This is a genomic window from Anaerotalea alkaliphila (genome assembly GCF_010179735.1).
Classification (GTDB): domain Bacteria; phylum Bacillota; class Clostridia; order Lachnospirales; family Vallitaleaceae; genus Anaerotalea; species Anaerotalea alkaliphila.
This window is the reverse complement of the sequence record NZ_JAAEEH010000014.1, coordinates 20,709-36,589: the sequence shown is the minus strand read 5'-3', so window position 1 is coordinate 36,589 and position 15,881 is coordinate 20,709. Positions and strand designations below refer to the sequence as shown.

At 59.6% G+C, this 15,881-nt stretch carries 12 protein-coding genes; 9 read left to right on the top strand and 3 right to left on the bottom strand.

The window, feature by feature from the left end; genetic code table 11:
• Nucleotides 1–75 precede the first annotated feature (75 nt).
• The 6 genes from GXN74_RS06555 to GXN74_RS06530 all read left to right on the top strand — a co-directional run bounded on the left by GXN74_RS06555 (nt 76) and on the right by GXN74_RS06530 (nt 8,234).
• Nucleotides 76–2,781 carry a transglycosylase domain-containing protein gene (locus GXN74_RS06555; RefSeq protein WP_162370126.1) on the top strand — a complete coding sequence of 902 codons (2,706 nt, stop codon included), beginning with the start codon at nt 76–78 and terminating at the stop codon, nt 2,779–2,781.
• 19 nt (nt 2,782–2,800) lie between these two features.
• Nucleotides 2,801–4,171 carry a citrate/2-methylcitrate synthase gene (locus tag GXN74_RS06550; protein WP_425481830.1) on the top strand — a complete coding sequence of 457 codons (1,371 nt, stop codon included), beginning with the start codon at nt 2,801–2,803 and terminating at the stop codon, nt 4,169–4,171.
• On the top strand, nt 4,149–5,069 hold the full coding sequence (locus GXN74_RS06545; RefSeq protein WP_162370125.1) for a helix-turn-helix domain-containing protein: 921 nt from the start codon (nt 4,149–4,151) through the stop codon (nt 5,067–5,069). The genes GXN74_RS06550 and GXN74_RS06545 overlap by 23 nt, the downstream gene beginning before the upstream one ends.
• A gap of 86 nt (nt 5,070–5,155) precedes the next feature.
• Nucleotides 5,156–6,244 carry a Gfo/Idh/MocA family protein gene (locus GXN74_RS06540; RefSeq protein WP_162370124.1) on the top strand — a complete coding sequence of 363 codons (1,089 nt, stop codon included), beginning with the start codon at nt 5,156–5,158 and terminating at the stop codon, nt 6,242–6,244.
• A 12-nt stretch (nt 6,245–6,256) separates the two neighbouring features.
• The gene (locus tag GXN74_RS06535; protein WP_162370123.1) at nt 6,257–7,222 is read left to right on the top strand and encodes a sugar phosphate isomerase/epimerase family protein; all 966 of its coding nucleotides are present in this window, start codon (nt 6,257–6,259) and stop codon (nt 7,220–7,222) included.
• Between the two features lie 10 nt (nt 7,223–7,232).
• Nucleotides 7,233–8,234: a Gfo/Idh/MocA family protein gene (locus tag GXN74_RS06530; protein ID WP_162370122.1), complete on the top strand. Its 1,002-nt coding sequence runs from the start codon at nt 7,233–7,235 to the stop codon at nt 8,232–8,234.
• A gap of 84 nt (nt 8,235–8,318) precedes the next feature.
• Here the strand turns inward: GXN74_RS06530 and GXN74_RS06525 are convergent, their stop codons facing one another.
• Nucleotides 8,319–8,948 carry a hypothetical protein gene (locus GXN74_RS06525; RefSeq protein ID WP_162370121.1) on the bottom strand — a complete coding sequence of 210 codons (630 nt, stop codon included), beginning with the start codon at nt 8,946–8,948 and terminating at the stop codon, nt 8,319–8,321.
• 304 nt (nt 8,949–9,252) lie between these two features.
• Here GXN74_RS06525 and GXN74_RS06520 point away from each other — a divergent pair, with 304 nt between their 5' ends.
• Nucleotides 9,253–11,871 (top strand): cation-translocating P-type ATPase, encoded by a 2,619-nt coding sequence (locus GXN74_RS06520; RefSeq protein WP_162370120.1) that lies wholly within the window; start codon nt 9,253–9,255, stop codon nt 11,869–11,871.
• Here GXN74_RS06520 and GXN74_RS06515 read toward each other — a convergent pair.
• Nucleotides 11,868–12,836, bottom strand: coding sequence for an AEC family transporter (locus GXN74_RS06515; protein WP_162370119.1), 969 nt, complete (start codon nt 12,834–12,836; stop codon nt 11,868–11,870). The two genes, GXN74_RS06520 and GXN74_RS06515, sit on opposite strands and share 4 nt — an antisense overlap.
• Nucleotides 12,837–13,020: 184 nt before the next feature.
• On the opposite strand from GXN74_RS06515, the gene GXN74_RS06510 reads away from it, so the two are divergent.
• On the top strand, nt 13,021–13,557 hold the full coding sequence (locus GXN74_RS06510) for a GNAT family N-acetyltransferase (RefSeq protein WP_212505727.1): 537 nt from the start codon (nt 13,021–13,023) through the stop codon (nt 13,555–13,557).
• Between the two features lie 59 nt (nt 13,558–13,616).
• Here GXN74_RS06510 and GXN74_RS06505 read toward each other — a convergent pair whose 3' ends face one another.
• Entirely contained in the window at nt 13,617–14,606 is a 990-nt protein-coding gene (locus GXN74_RS06505; protein ID WP_162370118.1) for a Gfo/Idh/MocA family protein, read from the bottom strand.
• Between the two features lie 219 nt (nt 14,607–14,825).
• Here GXN74_RS06505 and fba point away from each other — a divergent pair, with 219 nt between their 5' ends.
• A complete protein-coding gene (gene fba, locus GXN74_RS06500) occupies nt 14,826–15,689 on the top strand; it encodes a class II fructose-1,6-bisphosphate aldolase (RefSeq protein WP_162370117.1) in 864 nt (287 codons plus the stop codon).
• Nucleotides 15,690–15,881 lie beyond the last annotated feature (192 nt).

Genomic DNA, 15,881 nt, shown 5'->3' with positions numbered 1-15,881 from the left:
TGTTTTTTGTTATAATTAGTAGGATTGCTTTGAGAAAGGTCATCAATCCCCAGGGCAAGAAACAGGAGGTATGGTATGTCTGAAAGACCTTCCGCCGGCGGAAACCGACCGGTGGAACAAAAGAATAGAACCACAAGCGACAAGGCCGGAAAGGGCGGGGACACCGCCAGGACCAGGCACCAGAAGAAGAAGGAAAACAAGAAGAAATGGGGCAAGGCGTTCAAGGTGCTTTTTTGGACCCTGCTGGCCACCGGCATCCTATTGGTGGCGGGAGCCGCCTGGTTCGTCAAGGGCATCATCGACGACGCCCCTGCGATCACTTTTCTGGACGTACAGCCGGAAGGCTATACGACCATCCTTTACGACCAGGAAGGGAACGAAATCCAGCAGCTCCATGGAGAGGATGCGAACCGGATCTATGTGGAGCTGGACCAGATTCCCGTGCATGTGCAGGATGCGTTCATCGCCATCGAGGATGAACGGTTTTGGAGCCATAATGGCGTGGACGTCCGCGGGATCTTCCGGGCCGTCGTGCGCAACATCCAGGCCAACAACCTGACGGCCTCCGGTGCCAGCACCTTGACGCAGCAGCTGATCAAGAACAACGTGCTGGACAGCGAAAAACGCTGGGAGCGGAAGATCCAGGAACAGTACCTGGCCATCCAGCTGGAGAGGCAGATTTCCAAGGAACTGATCCTGGAGTACTACCTGAACACCATCCATCTGGGCAAAGGCAACAACGGCGTCCAGGCGGCCGCCAACGCCTACTTCAACAAGGAGATCTGGGAGCTGACGGTGGCGGAAGGCGCTGTCCTGGCGGCCATCACCCAACGGCCGGCAGCCCTGGAGCCGGTGGCGAATCCGGAGGCGAACCGTACAAGACAGCAGGCCGTGCTGGCCAAGATGCTGGAATTGGGATTCATCGACCAGGCCACCCACGACCAAGCCCTTTCGGAGGACGTCCACAAGAACATCCAGTATGTCCGGGAACAGATTGCGGAAAGTTCGGATTACAGCTATTTCGTGGACGCCACCATCCAGCAGTTGTCCAAGGACCTGCAGGAAGCCAAAGGGTTCACGGAAACCCAGGCCTTCAACATGATCTACAGGGGAGGTCTGCGGGTCCACATCACCCAGGACCTGAAGATGCAGGAGGCCATGGACGGCATCCTGAACGATGACGCCAATTATCCTCCGGAGAACGAAGATTATGCCATCAAAGTGATGTTCAGCCTTTCCGTGGAAGGGAAGGACGGAACCGAACACAAATACAAGGAAGGGGAATTCAAGACCCGGGAGAAGGCGGAATCCTTTGTGGAGGAGCTGAAGGCGGAATGGACAGCGGACGGGGGGAAAATCCTGGCCGAGAAGGTCCTGTATGTGCCCCAGCCCCAGGCGGCCATGGCGGTATTGGACTACCGGACCGGCCATGTGAAGGCCATCAGCGGCGGCAGGGGAGTGAAGGTGGGCAACCAGACCTTCAACCGGGCCACCCAGGCCAAGCGGCAGCCGGGCTCCACCTTCAAGACGCTGGCGGCCTATGTGCCGGCCATCGATGCCCGGGGTTACACCCTGGCCACCGTCATGGACGACGTGCCCTTCACCTACCAGGGCTACAGCCCCAAGAACTGGTACAGCACCTTCAAGGGGATTTCCACCGTCCGGGAGGGACTGGAGCAATCCATGAACATCCTGGCGGTAAAGGCCATGGTGGACGTGACACCGGACCTGGCGTTCCAATATCTGGAAGATATGGGATTTTCCACATTGGTGGATAGGAAGACCATCGACGGCAAGGTCTACACGGACAAGACCATGGCCTTGCCTCTGGGCGGGTTGACCGAAGGGGTGACGGTGCTGGAATTGACCGTGGCCTATGGGTCCATCGCCAACCAAGGGGTTTATGTGGAGCCGATCCTCTATACCAAGGTCCTGAACCACGATGGAAGCATCCTGCTGGACAACCAGCCGGAAACCCGTACGGTCATGAAGGACAGCACGGCTTTCCTGGTCACCAACGCACTGCAGACGGCGGTGGAAGTGGGTACAGGCCGGGAAGTCATTTTCAAAAACACGAAGATGCCGGTGGCCGGGAAGACCGGAACCACCACCGACAACATCGACTTGATTTTTGCGGGGTATACCCCTTATTACGCCGCCGCCATCTGGATGGGCTATGACCAGCCGAAAAGGATGGCCTACCAGCGGGGCTACCACAAGTTCATTTGGCGGGATGTGATGGACAAGATCCACGAAGGTCTTCCCTACAAGGAGTTCACCATGCCCGGATCCGTCGTGCAGGCAAGGATCTGCACGGAATCGGGACTGCTGGCGGTGGAAGGGCTCTGCGACGCGGACCCCAGGGGATCCACGGTGCGGTACGAGTACTTCGCCCAAGGGACGGTTCCCACCCAAACCTGCGATGTCCATATTGCGGTTCCCCTCTGCGCCCTTTCCAACCTTCTGGCGACGGAATATTGTCCGGAGGAGGTCGTGGGAAGCAAGGTGTTCATCCAAAGGCCGGCCAGGCTGCTATCGGACAAGTGGTCGACGGAATACAGCGGAAACATCGCCGACTGGATCTACCAGCTGCCGGCAAACCTGGAAGGGGAGTACTGCAACATCCACGGTCCCCAAAGCCGGGAACCCTTCGAGGAAGAATCCCGGGAAGGGGAGAACGGGGAAGGGACAGGCATCGTGATCGGCCGGGAGAAGCCCGGACGGGGACGGCAGAACGAGACGGAAGAGACGGATGAGACGCACCGGAACGAGGAAAACTAGAGAAAGAATGGAGAATGGCATGGATAGGAAGATGGAGCAAGGACAGCAGCATCAGGAGATGCTGGATACATGGAGCCAAATGGCGGTCTCCTGCAACCAAATCAACCCGGACCTGTACGCCCGCTATGACGTGAAGCGCGGCCTGCGGGACATCAACGGCAAGGGGGTCCTGGCGGGGCTCACCACCATCGGCGAGGTGCATTCCTACATCATCGACGAGGGGGAAATGGTGCCCGTGCCCGGCAGGCTGATCTACCGGGGGTACGACATCGAGGACCTGGTGCAGGGGTTCCAGAAGGACGGCCGATTCGGTTTTGAGGAGACCGCCTACCTGTTGCTGTTCGGGGACCTTCCGGACAAGGCCCACTTGGAGAGCTTCAACAAGGAGCTGTACTCCATGCGGAAGCTGCCGGAAGATTTCGTCCGGGACATGATCATGAAGGCGCCCAGCAGGGACATGATGAACGTGTTGGCCAGAAGCGTCCTTGCCCTCTATAGCTTCGACGAAAGGGCAGACGACTGCAGCATCCCCAATGTGCTGCGCCAGAGCATGCAGCTGATCGCCACCTTCCCCTTGTTGGCGGTCTACGGCTATCAGGCCTACCAGCACTACCACGAGAACAGGAGCCTGTTCATCCACCCGCCCCATGCGGAGCTTTCCACCGCGGAGAACATCCTGCACATGCTCCGCCCCGACAACCAGTACACCCAGCTGGAGGCGGACCTTCTGGACATGGCACTGGTGCTCCATGCGGAGCACGGAGGAGGGAACAACTCCACCTTCACCACCCGGGTGATCACATCCTCCATGACGGACACCTATTCCGCCATCGCCGCGGCCCTGGGATCCCTGAAGGGCCCCAGGCACGGGGGAGCCAACATCAAGGTGGTGGAGATGCTGGAGGACATCAAGTCCAACGTGCAGCATTGGGAGGACGAAGGGGAGCTCCAGGCATATCTGGAGAAGATCCTGAACAAGGAGGCCTTCGACCGGTCCGGACTGATCTACGGAATCGGGCATGCGGTCTATTCCATCTCCGACCCCAGGGCTGTGATCTTCAAAAGGTCGGTGGAGGAGCTGGCCAAGGCCAAGGGACTGTCCGAGGAGTTCGAGCTGTTCGCCCGGGTGGAGCGGCTGGCCCCGGAGGCCATCGCACAGGTCCGGAAGATGTACAAGGGTGTCAGCGCCAATGTGGACTTCTACTCCGGTTTCGTCTACAGGATGCTGGGAATCCCGGACGAGCTCTTCACCCCCATCTTCGCCATCGCCCGGATTGCCGGGTGGTCCGCCCACCGGATCGAGGAGCTCGTGGGCAACGGCAAGATCATACGCCCCGCCTACAAGAGCGTGGTGCGAAAGAAAGCCTATGTCCCGTTGGAACAGCGATGAAGGGATGAGCCGGGAAGTCCTCCAGGAGACCTTGTCCATCAATGGACAGTTCTATGTGGAGTACATCATCTACGCCCTGGAGGGCTCCCGCCGCTATGAGGAGGTCCACCACACCCATCCCAGTCTGGAACTGTCCATGATCCGGGAAGGACGAGGCCACTATCGGATCGGGGGGCGGGAATACGATGTGGGGCCTGGGGACGTGTTCATCATCAACAACACGGAGAGCCACGGATTGGAGATGGCCAGAGAGGAGTCCCTCACCAACGTCGTCATCCATTTCGAGCCCCGGTTCGTGTGGTCGGAACCCAACCATTTCGACGGCCGCTTCCTGGATGTATTTTTTGAAAGGAACCAACAGTTCAGCCACCGGCTGGATCCGGAGAATCCGGTGACGGAGGAGATCCGGCGGCTGTTCGGTGAAATCGGGGACGAATTTGGGGGAAAGCGGCCCGCCTACGAGCTGATGGTGAAGGTGAAGCTGCTGAACATCCTGGTGCTGCTCATCCGCCACTACGGCTATGTGCGCAAGGACGAAAGCCCCGCCCATCTACAGGAGCTGGCCATCATACGGAAGGTCACGGACTACATCGACAACCGGTATGTGGAAGAGATTTCCCTGGGGGACCTGGCGGCCATCGCCAACATGAACCCCTCCTATTTCTCCACCTTTTTCAAGAGGTACAACGGCATGTCCCCCTCGGAATACATCCTCCGGAAGCGGATCACCCACGCCATGTCCTACATCAGGGCCACGGACGGGACCATCCTGGAGATCGCTTTGAAGAGCGGGTTCAACACGGTGGCCAACTTCAACAAGCAATTCAAGAAAGTGACGGGGATGTCCCCCACACTGTTTCGAAACAGCCAAAATCCGTCAGGGCATGCCCAAAAATAGTATGAGATTGTGAAAAGGAAAACCTCTATAATGGGAGACAGCAGGGAAGTTCCCCTGCGGACTCGACCGTTATGGAGGTTTTTAGCATGGAGAAGAACAGGAAATTGAGGGTGGGAATCATCGGCTGCGGAGGAATCGGAACCAACAAGCACATGCCCAGCCTGGCAAAGATTGAAGAGGTAGAGATGACGGCGTTTTGCGACCTGGACCTGGAGAAGGCGGACAAGGCGGCCCGGGATTTCGGGACGGCAAACGCAGGTGTCTACACGGACTATAGGGAGATGCTGGAGAAGGAAGGGTTGGAGGTGGTCCATGTCTGCACACCAAACAGTTCCCATGCCCCCATCAGCATCGCCGCCATGGAGGCAGGATGCCATGTGATGTGCGAGAAGCCCATGGCCAAGACGACGGCGGAAGCCAAAAGCATGGTGGAGGCGGCCGAGAGGACCGGCAGGAAGCTGACCATCGGCTACCAGAACCGGTTCCGCACGGACTCCATGTTCCTGCAGCAGGCCTGCCGCCGAGGGGATTTGGGAGAGGTCTATTTCGCCAAGGCCCATGCCATCCGGCGCAGGGCGGTTCCCACCTGGGGGGTGTTCCTGGATGCGGAAGCCCAGGGAGGCGGTCCGCTGATCGACATCGGCACCCATGCCTTGGACCTGACCCTCTGGTGCATGGACAACTATGCGCCAGCCAGAGTGACCGGCAGCGTATACCGGAAGTTGGGGGACCAGAAGGACACGGGAAACGCCTGGGGGGACTGGGACCCCGCGGAATACACGGTGGAGGACTCCGCATTCGCCTTCATCACCATGCAGGATGGGGCCACCATCGTCCTGGAGTCCAGCTGGGCCCTGAACACCCTGGAGACGGGGGAGGCAAAGACCACCCTCTGCGGCACCAAGGCAGGGGCGGACATGAAGGAAGGCCTTAGGATCAATGGTGCGGACTTCGGCAAGCTGTATGTGAAGAAGCCCAACCTGGATGCGGCGGGCGTGGACTTCTACGAAGGGGACGAGGAGAAGCCGGCGGACGTGGAGGCCCGTTCCTGGATCGACTGCATCCTGAACGACACGGAGCCGGTGGTGAAACCGGAAGAGGCACTGAAGGTAACGGAAATACTGGAAGCTGTCTACCTGTCCGCGGCAACGGGCAAAACCATTGAATTCAATTAGGAGGAAACGACGATGAAATTAGGCGTATTCAGCGTGTTGCTGGCGGACCGAAGCTTGGACGAAGCCCTTGGCCATCTGGCAGGGCTGGGTGTGGAAATGGTGGAGATCGGCACCGCCGGCTATCCGGGCAACGCCCATGCCAATCCCGAAGTCCTTTTGAACGACGACAAGGCCCTGGAAGAATTCAAGGCCACCCTGGAAAGGCACAAGATCCAAATCTCCGCACTCAGCTGCCACGGGAACCCCGTGCATCCCCAAAAGGCCCTGGCCGAAGAGTTCCACAAGGGATTCGAGCAGACCATCCTGCTGGCGGAAAAGCTGGGCATCACCCAGATCAACACGTTCTCCGGTTGCCCCGGGGATTCGGAGGGGTCCAAATACCCCAACTGGGTGACCTGCTCCTGGCCCGACGACTACATGACCATACTGGAGTACCAATGGAACGAGGTCCTGATCCCCTACTGGAAAAAGGCGGCCGCATTCGCCAAGGCCCATGGGGTGGACAAGATCGCCATCGAGATGCATCCGGGATTCTGCGTCTACAATCCGGACACCCTGCTGCGCCTCAGGAATGCGGTGGGACAAGAGATCGGCGCGAACTTCGACCCCAGCCACCTGTACTGGCAGGGGATGGACCCGGTGGCCGCCATCGAGGCCCTGGGGGAGGCCATCTTCCACTTCCATGCCAAGGACACGAAGATCCACCCCTACAATGTGGCCAAAAGCGGCGTCCTGGACATCAAGCACTACAGCGAGACCAACAAGCGCTCCTGGCTCTTCAGGACAGTGGGCTACGGCCACGACGCCCTGGCCTGGAAGGGCATCATGAGCGCCCTGCGCAGCGTGGGCTACGACTATGCCATCAGCATAGAGCATGAGGACAGCATGATGGGCATCGAGGAAGGCTTGGAAAGCGCCGTGCGCTTCCTGCAGGGGGTCCTGTTGAAGGAAAAGCCGTCCGCCATGTGGTGGGCTTAAGGAGGAGAACATGAAGAAATTCAGGGTCGGCATCATCGGATGCGGAAACATCTTTCCCATGCACGCCTATCCCGTGGCCCATGGGGAGCGGACGGAGCTTGTGGCTGTCTGCGACGTGAAGGAGGACCGGCTGCGGGAGAAGGCGGAGGCCTTCGGCTGCAGGGGCTACACGGACTACAGGGAGATGCTGGAAAAGGAATCCCTGGACGTGGTCCACCTGTGCACCCCCCACCATCTCCATGCGCCCATGGCCATCCGGGCCATGGAGATGGGATGCCATGTGCTGACGGAAAAGCCCATGGCCATCCGTCTCGAGGATGCGGAAGCCATGGTGGAGACCGCCCGAAGGACGGGGAAGACGCTGGGGGTCATCTTCCAGAACCGATACAATCCCGGCTCGGTCCTGATCAAGGAGACATTGGAGTCCGGAGCCCTGGGAAAGGTCCGTACCGCCCGGGCCATGGTGACCTGGGACCGTTCGGACGAATACTATTCCAAGAGCGACTGGAAAGGCACCTGGGAGATGGAGGGCGGAGGGGTCCTCATCGACCAGGCCATCCATACCATGGACCTGATGCGCTGGTTCATCGATGCGCCCATCACGAAGATCTTCGCCAACCTTTCCAACCGGGCCCATGACAGGATCGAGGTGGAGGATGTGGCGGAAGGTGTGCTGCATTTCGAAAACGGCGCCGTAGCAGGATTCTACGCCATAAATTATTATGGATACGACGCCCCGGTGGAGATCGAGCTGGTCTGTGAAAAGGGCATCGCCAAGCTGGTGGCGGACAATGCCACCGTCGATTTCGGGGACGGAAGGAAGCTGGAGGCGGGACCCAACCCCCACGAGAGCTTTTCCTACGGGAATGTGAAGTCCTACTGGGGCGTCAGCCATGTGAAGCAGATCGGGGAATTCTACGATGCCCTGGAACAGGGGCGCAAGCCGGCCGTCGACGGCGGCGAGGCGCTGAAGACACAAAGGATGATTTGCGGGATTTACGACCAGAGATAGAGACGGGTCGGAATAGAAAGAAAGAACCCCACGGCTCCGGTCGCATGCGACAGGATGCCAAGGGGTTCTTTGCGTTTGCTGCGGTCATTCCCTGTGGAGGGCCCGTTCGTTCAGGAAGCGTTCCAGCTCCTCCCTGACGGCTTCCGGGTCGGGTACGAGGAAGTCCCCCTGGTGGATGCCGCTCTGGCTGCGGAGGGTCAGGACCCGGGTGTCCCCGGCCAGGATCCGCAGGGGCCAGTTCCTGGTGTTGTCGGTCACTTCCACATGCAGGGGCTCCTCCGTCATGCTTCCCTTGAAGGGAAGGTCCTGGGTGAACTGCTTGTTGGGCTGGAAGTAGTAGGTGTCCCCGTTGAAGATCAGGTTCCCCAGCCGGACCTTGTCGAGCCGCTGTCCCATGGCGCAGGGCAGGAACCAGGCGTCTGCGAATTCCGGGTCCGTCACCGACTCCAGCTCGTGGGACTGCTTGACGGAGCGGTAGACCATCATGCGCATGATGTAGTAGAGGGCGACGCCGATGACAATCCCCCGGAAAAAAGAGTTGGAGAAGAGCATGGGGGTGAACAGGTCCTGGGTGCTGCGGGTCCTCACCAGCTGCATCAGGACAGGAAGGAAATAGGTGAAGAGGAAGGTTACGATGATGAGCAGCAGAGGGAACTTGTACATCCGCCTGTCCAGCATGCTCTCATACTTGGATTTCTCGATGACCGGTTTCATGATGATGGAACCTCCGTTTCGTTGTGGTTTGCCATGACAGGAATTATACCACAGAATCCCTGCAAAGGCCAGAGAATCCTGTTGACAGGCGGATTCCTGCGTGGTATTGTGGAATGGAAAGTGATAGAGGGAGTAACAGCCTGGATTCCAGGACCCCGCATCGTCATGACGGCCGAAAGGCCCGGTGCCGGGAACAGCTTCGTTATGTGAGACTCTACCGATCCCCCAAGGGAGCGGAGGGTCTTTTTTTGATGGGACGGGAAGTTCGTCCAAGCGCGTCCGAGGACGGCGGAAAGGGAAAGGGATGGAAAAACAGTACAAGTGGAGCAGGGAAGAGGCGTACGAAAGGATGGGAACGGCGGAAAGGGGCCTGGACCCGGGTGAAGTGGAAGGGAGCAGGAACGCCCATGGAGCCAACCGGCTGCCGGAAGCGAAAAGGCCATCGGTTGCGGTGGTGTTCCTTTCCCAGTTCAAGGATTTCCTGGTGTGGATCCTGTTGGTGGCGGCGGGGATTTCGGCAGCCATGGGCAAGATGGAAAGCACCCTGGTCATCGTGGCGGTGGTCATCCTGAATGCGGTGCTGGGAACGGTCCAGCACGTGAAGGCGGAGAAGTCCATACAGAGCCTGAAGGCCTTGTCCTCCCCCAACGCCAAGGTCCTGCGGGAAGGGCTGAAACAGGAGATCCCCTCTGCGGAGGTGGTGGTGGGGGATCTGCTCCTGCTGGAAGCGGGGGATTTTGTGGGCGCTGACGGCCGGGTGGTGGAGAGCAACAGCCTCCAGGTGAACGAAAGCGCCCTCACCGGCGAATCCGTGAGCGTGGAGAAATCCGTGGAGGCCTTGGACGGAGGTAGGGAGGAGGTCTCCTTGGGAGACCGGGTGAACATGGCCTTTTCCGGCAGCCACGTGACCTATGGAAGGGGAATGGTGCTGGTCACAGGGGTGGGGGAAAAGACGGAAATCGGAAAGATAGCCCTTCTCCTGGAGCAGGCGAAGGAAAAGGAAACGCCCCTCCAGCGGAACCTGGATGCCTTCGGCAAGAAGCTGGCGTTCCTGATCCTGCTGATTTCGGGGCTGGTGTTCGGGCTCAGCCTGTACCGGGGGAATCCCCTGATGGACGCCCTGCTGTTCGCCATCTCCCTGGCGGTGGCGGCCATACCGGAGGCTCTGAGCTCCATCGTGACCATCGTGCTGTCCCTTGGGACGCGGAAGCTGGCCCAAGAGAACGCCATCGTCCGGAAGCTGCATTCGGTGGAAAGTCTGGGAAGCGTGTCCGTCATCTGCTCGGACAAGACGGGAACCCTGACACAGAACAAGATGACGGTGCAGAAGCTGTATTTCGACGGCAGGATGGTGGAGGCGGGCGGGCTGGACCTGGCCCGGGAGCTGGAGCGGAAGCTGCTGCTCTCCTCCATCCTTTGCAACGACGCCGTCAGCGACGAGGGGAAGCAGATCGGGGACCCCACGGAGATCGCCCTGGTGCACCTGGGGGACCTTTACGGAATGGACGAGCTGGAGGCAAGGAAGCGCCATGTGCGGCTGGCGGAGCTTCCCTTCGACAGCGACAGGAAACTGATGAGCACCTTGAACCAGGTGGACGACAGGCGGGTCCTGTTCACCAAGGGGGCTTTGGATGTGATGCTCCAGCGGGCCACCCATGTGCAGGTGCGGGAAAGGATCCGTCCCATCGGTCCGGACGACCTGCGGGCCATGGAGGAAGCCAACCACAGCCTTTCGGACCAGGGTCTGCGGGTGCTGGCTTTCGCCTGCCGGGAATTTCCGGAGCAGGGCGCACCGGCCCTGGAGGACGAGGATGGCCTGACCCTCCTGGGGCTGGTGGCCATGATGGACCCGCCCCGGTTGGAATCCGCCCAGGCGGTTGCGGATTGCGTCAGGGCGGGAATCAAGCCGGTCATGATCACAGGCGACCACAAGGTGACGGCTTCCGCCATCGCCCGGCAGATCGGCATCCTGCGGGAAGGGGACAAGGCTGTGGAAGGGGCGGAAATCGAGCACCTGACGGACCAGGAGCTGCGGGAGCGGGTGCCGGAAATCAGTGTCTATGCCCGGGTCTCCCCGGAGCACAAGATCCGGATCGTGCAGGCGTGGCAGGACCTGGGGCATGTGGTGGCCATGACCGGTGACGGGGTCAACGACGCTCCCGCCCTGAAAAGGGCCGACATCGGCATCGCCATGGGCATCGCGGGAACGGAAGTGGCCAAGGACGCCGCCTCCATGGTGCTGATGGACGACAACTTTTCCACCATCGTCAAAGCCATAGGGAACGGGAGGAGTATCTACGGGAACATCAAGAATGCGGTCAAATTCCTGCTGTCCGGAAATACGGCGGGGATCTTGACTGTGCTTGCGGCATCCCTGGCGGGCCTCCCGGCCCCCTTCGCTCCGGTGCACCTGCTCTTCATCAACCTCCTGACGGACAGCCTGCCGGCCATCGCCATCGGTCTGGAGCCGGCCCACGGGCACCTGATGGAAGCCCCTCCCAGGGACGCGAAAAAGCCCATCCTGGACAGGGCCTTCGGGATGGAGGTCCTGCTGGAGGGGCTTGTGATCGGGGCTGTGACCCTGGCCGCCTATGGGGTCGGATTGTCCACGGGGAGCCATGGGGTAGCCATGACCATGGCCTTCGCCACCTTGAGCCTGTCCCGCTTGGTGCATGGGTTCAACTGCAGGATGGACCCGCCGCTGGGACTGCGGCAGTTCTTTGGGAACGCCTACAGCCTGCTGGCGGTGGGGCTGGGTGTCCTGCTCCTTTTGGGGGTCCTGCAGGTCGGTTTCCTGCGGAGGATGTTCGAGGTGGCGGACCTTTCCGGCGGCCAGTATCTGCTGGTGGCCGGCCTCTCCCTCCTGCCCCTGCTGGTGGTCCAGGCGGGAAAGCGGCTCCGGAACCTGTTCGGCTGGTCCTAGATCAGCTGGAAGGATTTCAAGAGGAGCACCCCGATGAACAGGGTGATTCCGGAGCCCATGGTGGTAAGGACCACAATCTGGCCGGTGAGTTCGGCGTCGCTGGCCATGTTTTTCGCCATGATGAAGCTGGTGATGGCCGTGGGGGAGGAGAAGAGGACGAACAGGGCCCCCAGCTCCGGTCCCCGGAATCCCGCCAGGACGGCCAGGGAGGTGATGAGGAGGGGGAGCAGCACGATCCGCAGGGCCGTAGCGGCGAGCGCCAGCCGCAGCTTGCCTTCCAGGGACTGGAACTTGAACTGGCCTCCCAGGAGCAGCAGCGCCAGGGGGGTGGCCAGCTTGCCGATGTCGGTGGCGGTTGTGCGGACGAAAGGAGGCAGGGGCACCTGGGCCAGGGAGAGGGCCATGGCCAAGAGGGAAGCGTCCAGCAGGGGGTTCTTCACCAGTTCCAGGCCCAGTTGGCGGATGGAGATCCTGGGAGGCTCCAGGGAAGACTGTTCCAGGGCGGGGGCCGCATAGTAGGTCAGGAGGACCACGGCGATCAGGTTGTAGAGGGGAATCACCACCGGCAGCAGCATGGAGGCGGGGGCGGTCCCCTCCACTCCGAACAGGTTGTTGGCAAGGGCCAGCCCCAGAAGGAGGAAGTTCCCCCGGAACACGGCCTGGATGAAGGCCCCCCGCTGGGCCCGGCTGTGGATGAAGCGGGGCGCCAGCAGCAGGGTGGCGAACACCACCGCGAACACCATGGTGATGGCGAAGCCCAGCAGGGCAGGGTTGAAGTCCTGCTGGAAGTCGATTTCGTAGATGTTCTTGAACAGCTGTACGGGGAAGGCCACCTTGAAGCACAGGATGTTGGCCTTGTTCACGAAGTGGTCGTCGATGATGCCCACCCGCTGGAGGATGTATCCCAGGGCCACGATGAGGATCAAAGGGGAGATGGCGTTGAAGGAAAAGAGAAGCAGGTCCATAGGGGGCTCCTTGTGGTCGGCTGATGTTCCCCTGCCATGCATGCGGGCAAGTTCGTGTTGGAAATCCAGTATATCATTTATTGGCGGATCCGGCCACCATGGCTTGTGCGGTGAAGACAGGAAATGCTATACTTGTATCCGGGACCGGATTCCAGGCGAAATGGAGAGGGAGGTTGCAAACGACATGAAAATCATGGGAAAAGCGGATCCGTTCAAGGGGAACGGCGGCGCTCTGGCCGCCTTTAGGCCCCTGGTCCCCAGGGACCTGCCGGAGGTGCTGGAGCTCTACAACCAGTATGTGCGGACCTCCACCGCCACCTTCAGCATCGAGCCGGTGGAGCTTGCGGAAATGGAGGGGATGGTCCTGGGGGGGGACCGGCGCTACGCCTCCTTTGCGGTCCTGGTGGAGGAGGCGCTGGCCGGATACGTGCTCCTGGCCAGGTACAAGAACCGGGAAGCCTACGACACCACAGCGGAAGTCACGCTGTATCTAAAGGAAGAGGCCGCAGGGAGGGGGATCGGCACCCAGGCGCTGGACTTTATCGAAGGGCATGCGAAAAGCCACGGGTTCCGGGCCTTGCTGGCGGTCATCTGCGAGGAGAACCAAGCCAGCATCGCCCTTTTCCGAAAGATGGGATACTTCCAATGCGCCCATTTCCGGGAGGTGGGCCGAAAGTTCGACCGGATGCTGGATGTGGTGGTGTATGAAAAGCTGGTCTGAAGACGCCGGAAAGGGACGTCCCGCGGGGTGCGGAGCGTCCCTTTCCAGTTGGTGCGGAATCAATGGACCTTTTCCCATTTTGCCGAGGTGCCCGAGGCGAACAGGGCGTCCATGACCTTCATGTTCTGCAGGCTGTCCTCCAGGGGGATGGGAACCGGCTGGTCTTCCCGGATGGCCTTGGCGAATGCCTCGAATTCCAGGCGGTATTGGTTCACCGGATGGAAGCGGACCGAACGGGTGCCCAGTCCGTTCTGCACCAGCAGCTCTCCGGAGCTGTCGTAATGGTCGTTGAAAGGGACGGTGACCGTCAGGGACCCGCCGGTGCCGTAGACCTTCACCTCCTGCTGGGGATGGGTGGCCGTTCCTACGGTGAAAAGGCAGCGGGCATCGGGGAACTCCATGATGCCGGAGGTCAGGGTGTCCACCTGGAAGTCCATGTCCGCCTCCATAAGGGACAGGACCCGGACCGGCTCCTGCCCCAGCAAGAAGCGGGCGGAACTGACCGCATAGCAGCCGATGTCGTAGAGGGCGCCGCCGCCGTATTCCTGGATGTTGCGGATGTTCGCCTTGTCCCGGTTGTTGTAGGTGAAGATGGTGTGGATGGCGGTGACGTCGCCGATCTCGCCGAAGCGGATGATCTCCCGGGCCCTTTCCCATTTGGGGTGGAAGCGGTACATGAAGGCCTCCATGACCTTGACGGGGGTTTCCTTGGAATAGGCCAGCAGGTCCGCAACCTGGGCGGCGTCCATGGCCAACGGTTTCTCGCAGATCACGTGCTTGCCCGCGTCCATGGCTTTCTTGGCCCACTCCAGGTGCATGTGGTTGGGGAGGGGGATGTAGACCGCCTCCAGTTCCTTGTCCTGGAGCATTTCCTCGTAGGAGCCGAAAGCCTTTTGTATTCCCCAGGTCTTTGCTGCATTGGACGCGTTCAGCAGGTCCCTGGAAGCGATTCCGTAGAGCTCCACTTGGGGCGTCTGTGTCAGCGGGAGCACGATCCGTGTGATGAAGTGCTTGGAAACGCCTAATATACCCAATCGCAATGGTTTCATAAGAAATCCTCCTTTTCTTGATAATATTATAGCACATCCAGGGAAAAATGGAAAAGCAGTCACAATTTTCTTGAGGAACAGGTATTTTTATGGTACTATGGATGCACCTGGGTACAGCTCCGGTCCACAAGGTAGGGTGGTTCCGGGGGAGGTAGACAACCATACGGATGTCCGGAAATCTCCGGAGATCTCAAATTATACAATTCAGGAGGTAACAATATGTTGGTATCAGCAGAGCAAATGTTGATCAAGGCAAGGGAAGGCAAGTATGCGGTAGGACAATTCAACATCAACAACCTGGAGTGGACAAAAGCGATCCTCACAACAGCGCAAGAGCTCAACTCCCCTGTAATCCTCGGCGTATCCGAAGGTGCGGGCAAATACATGGGCGGCTACGAGACAGTGGTTGGCATGGTCAACGGCATGATCAAGAGCATGAACATCACGGTTCCTGTTGCGCTGCATCTGGACCACGGCAGCTATGAGCATGCACTGAAGGTCATCGAAGCCGGATTCTCTTCCGTAATGTTCGACGGATCCCATTACGCCATTGAAGAGAACGTTGAGAAGACAATGGAAATCGTCCGGATCGCCAAAGAAAAGGGCCTTTCCGTGGAAGCGGAAGTGGGCTCCATCGGTGGCGAGGAAGACGGTGTCATAGGAACAGGCGAAGTGGCCGATCCCCAAGAGTGCGCAAAGATTGCAGGCCTGGGCGTGACCATGCTGGCCGCCGGCATCGGCAACATCCATGGAAAATATCCCGCAAACTGGCAGGGGCTGAACTTCGACGTTCTGGCCAAAATCCAGGCGGTCACAAACAACATCCCCTTGGTTCTGCATGGTGGAACAGGCATTCCTGAAGACATGATCAAGCAGGCCATCTCCCTGGGCGTAGCCAAAATCAACGTGAACACCGAGTGCCAGCTGGTGTTCGCGGAAGCGACACGCAAGTACATCGAGGCAGGCAAAGACCTGACAGGAAAAGGCTTCGACCCCAGAAAACTGTTGCAGCCCGGATATGAGGCGATCAAGGCAACAGTCAAGGAAAAGATGGAACTTTTCGGTTCCGTGAACCAGGCATAAGAAAATTTCAAAAACCCCTTGACAAGTCCGGTGGTTTTGTAATATCATTATTACAAATTCAAGGACGGATTCAGATTGATCCATGGGCAACGGAGTCCATAGAATATGACAACATATTCTATGGGCTTTTTTTGTTTATTTGGAAGGTTCGGCCAGGCTTGCGGCCGCCCCCCTTCCAAGCGAATGGTGCGT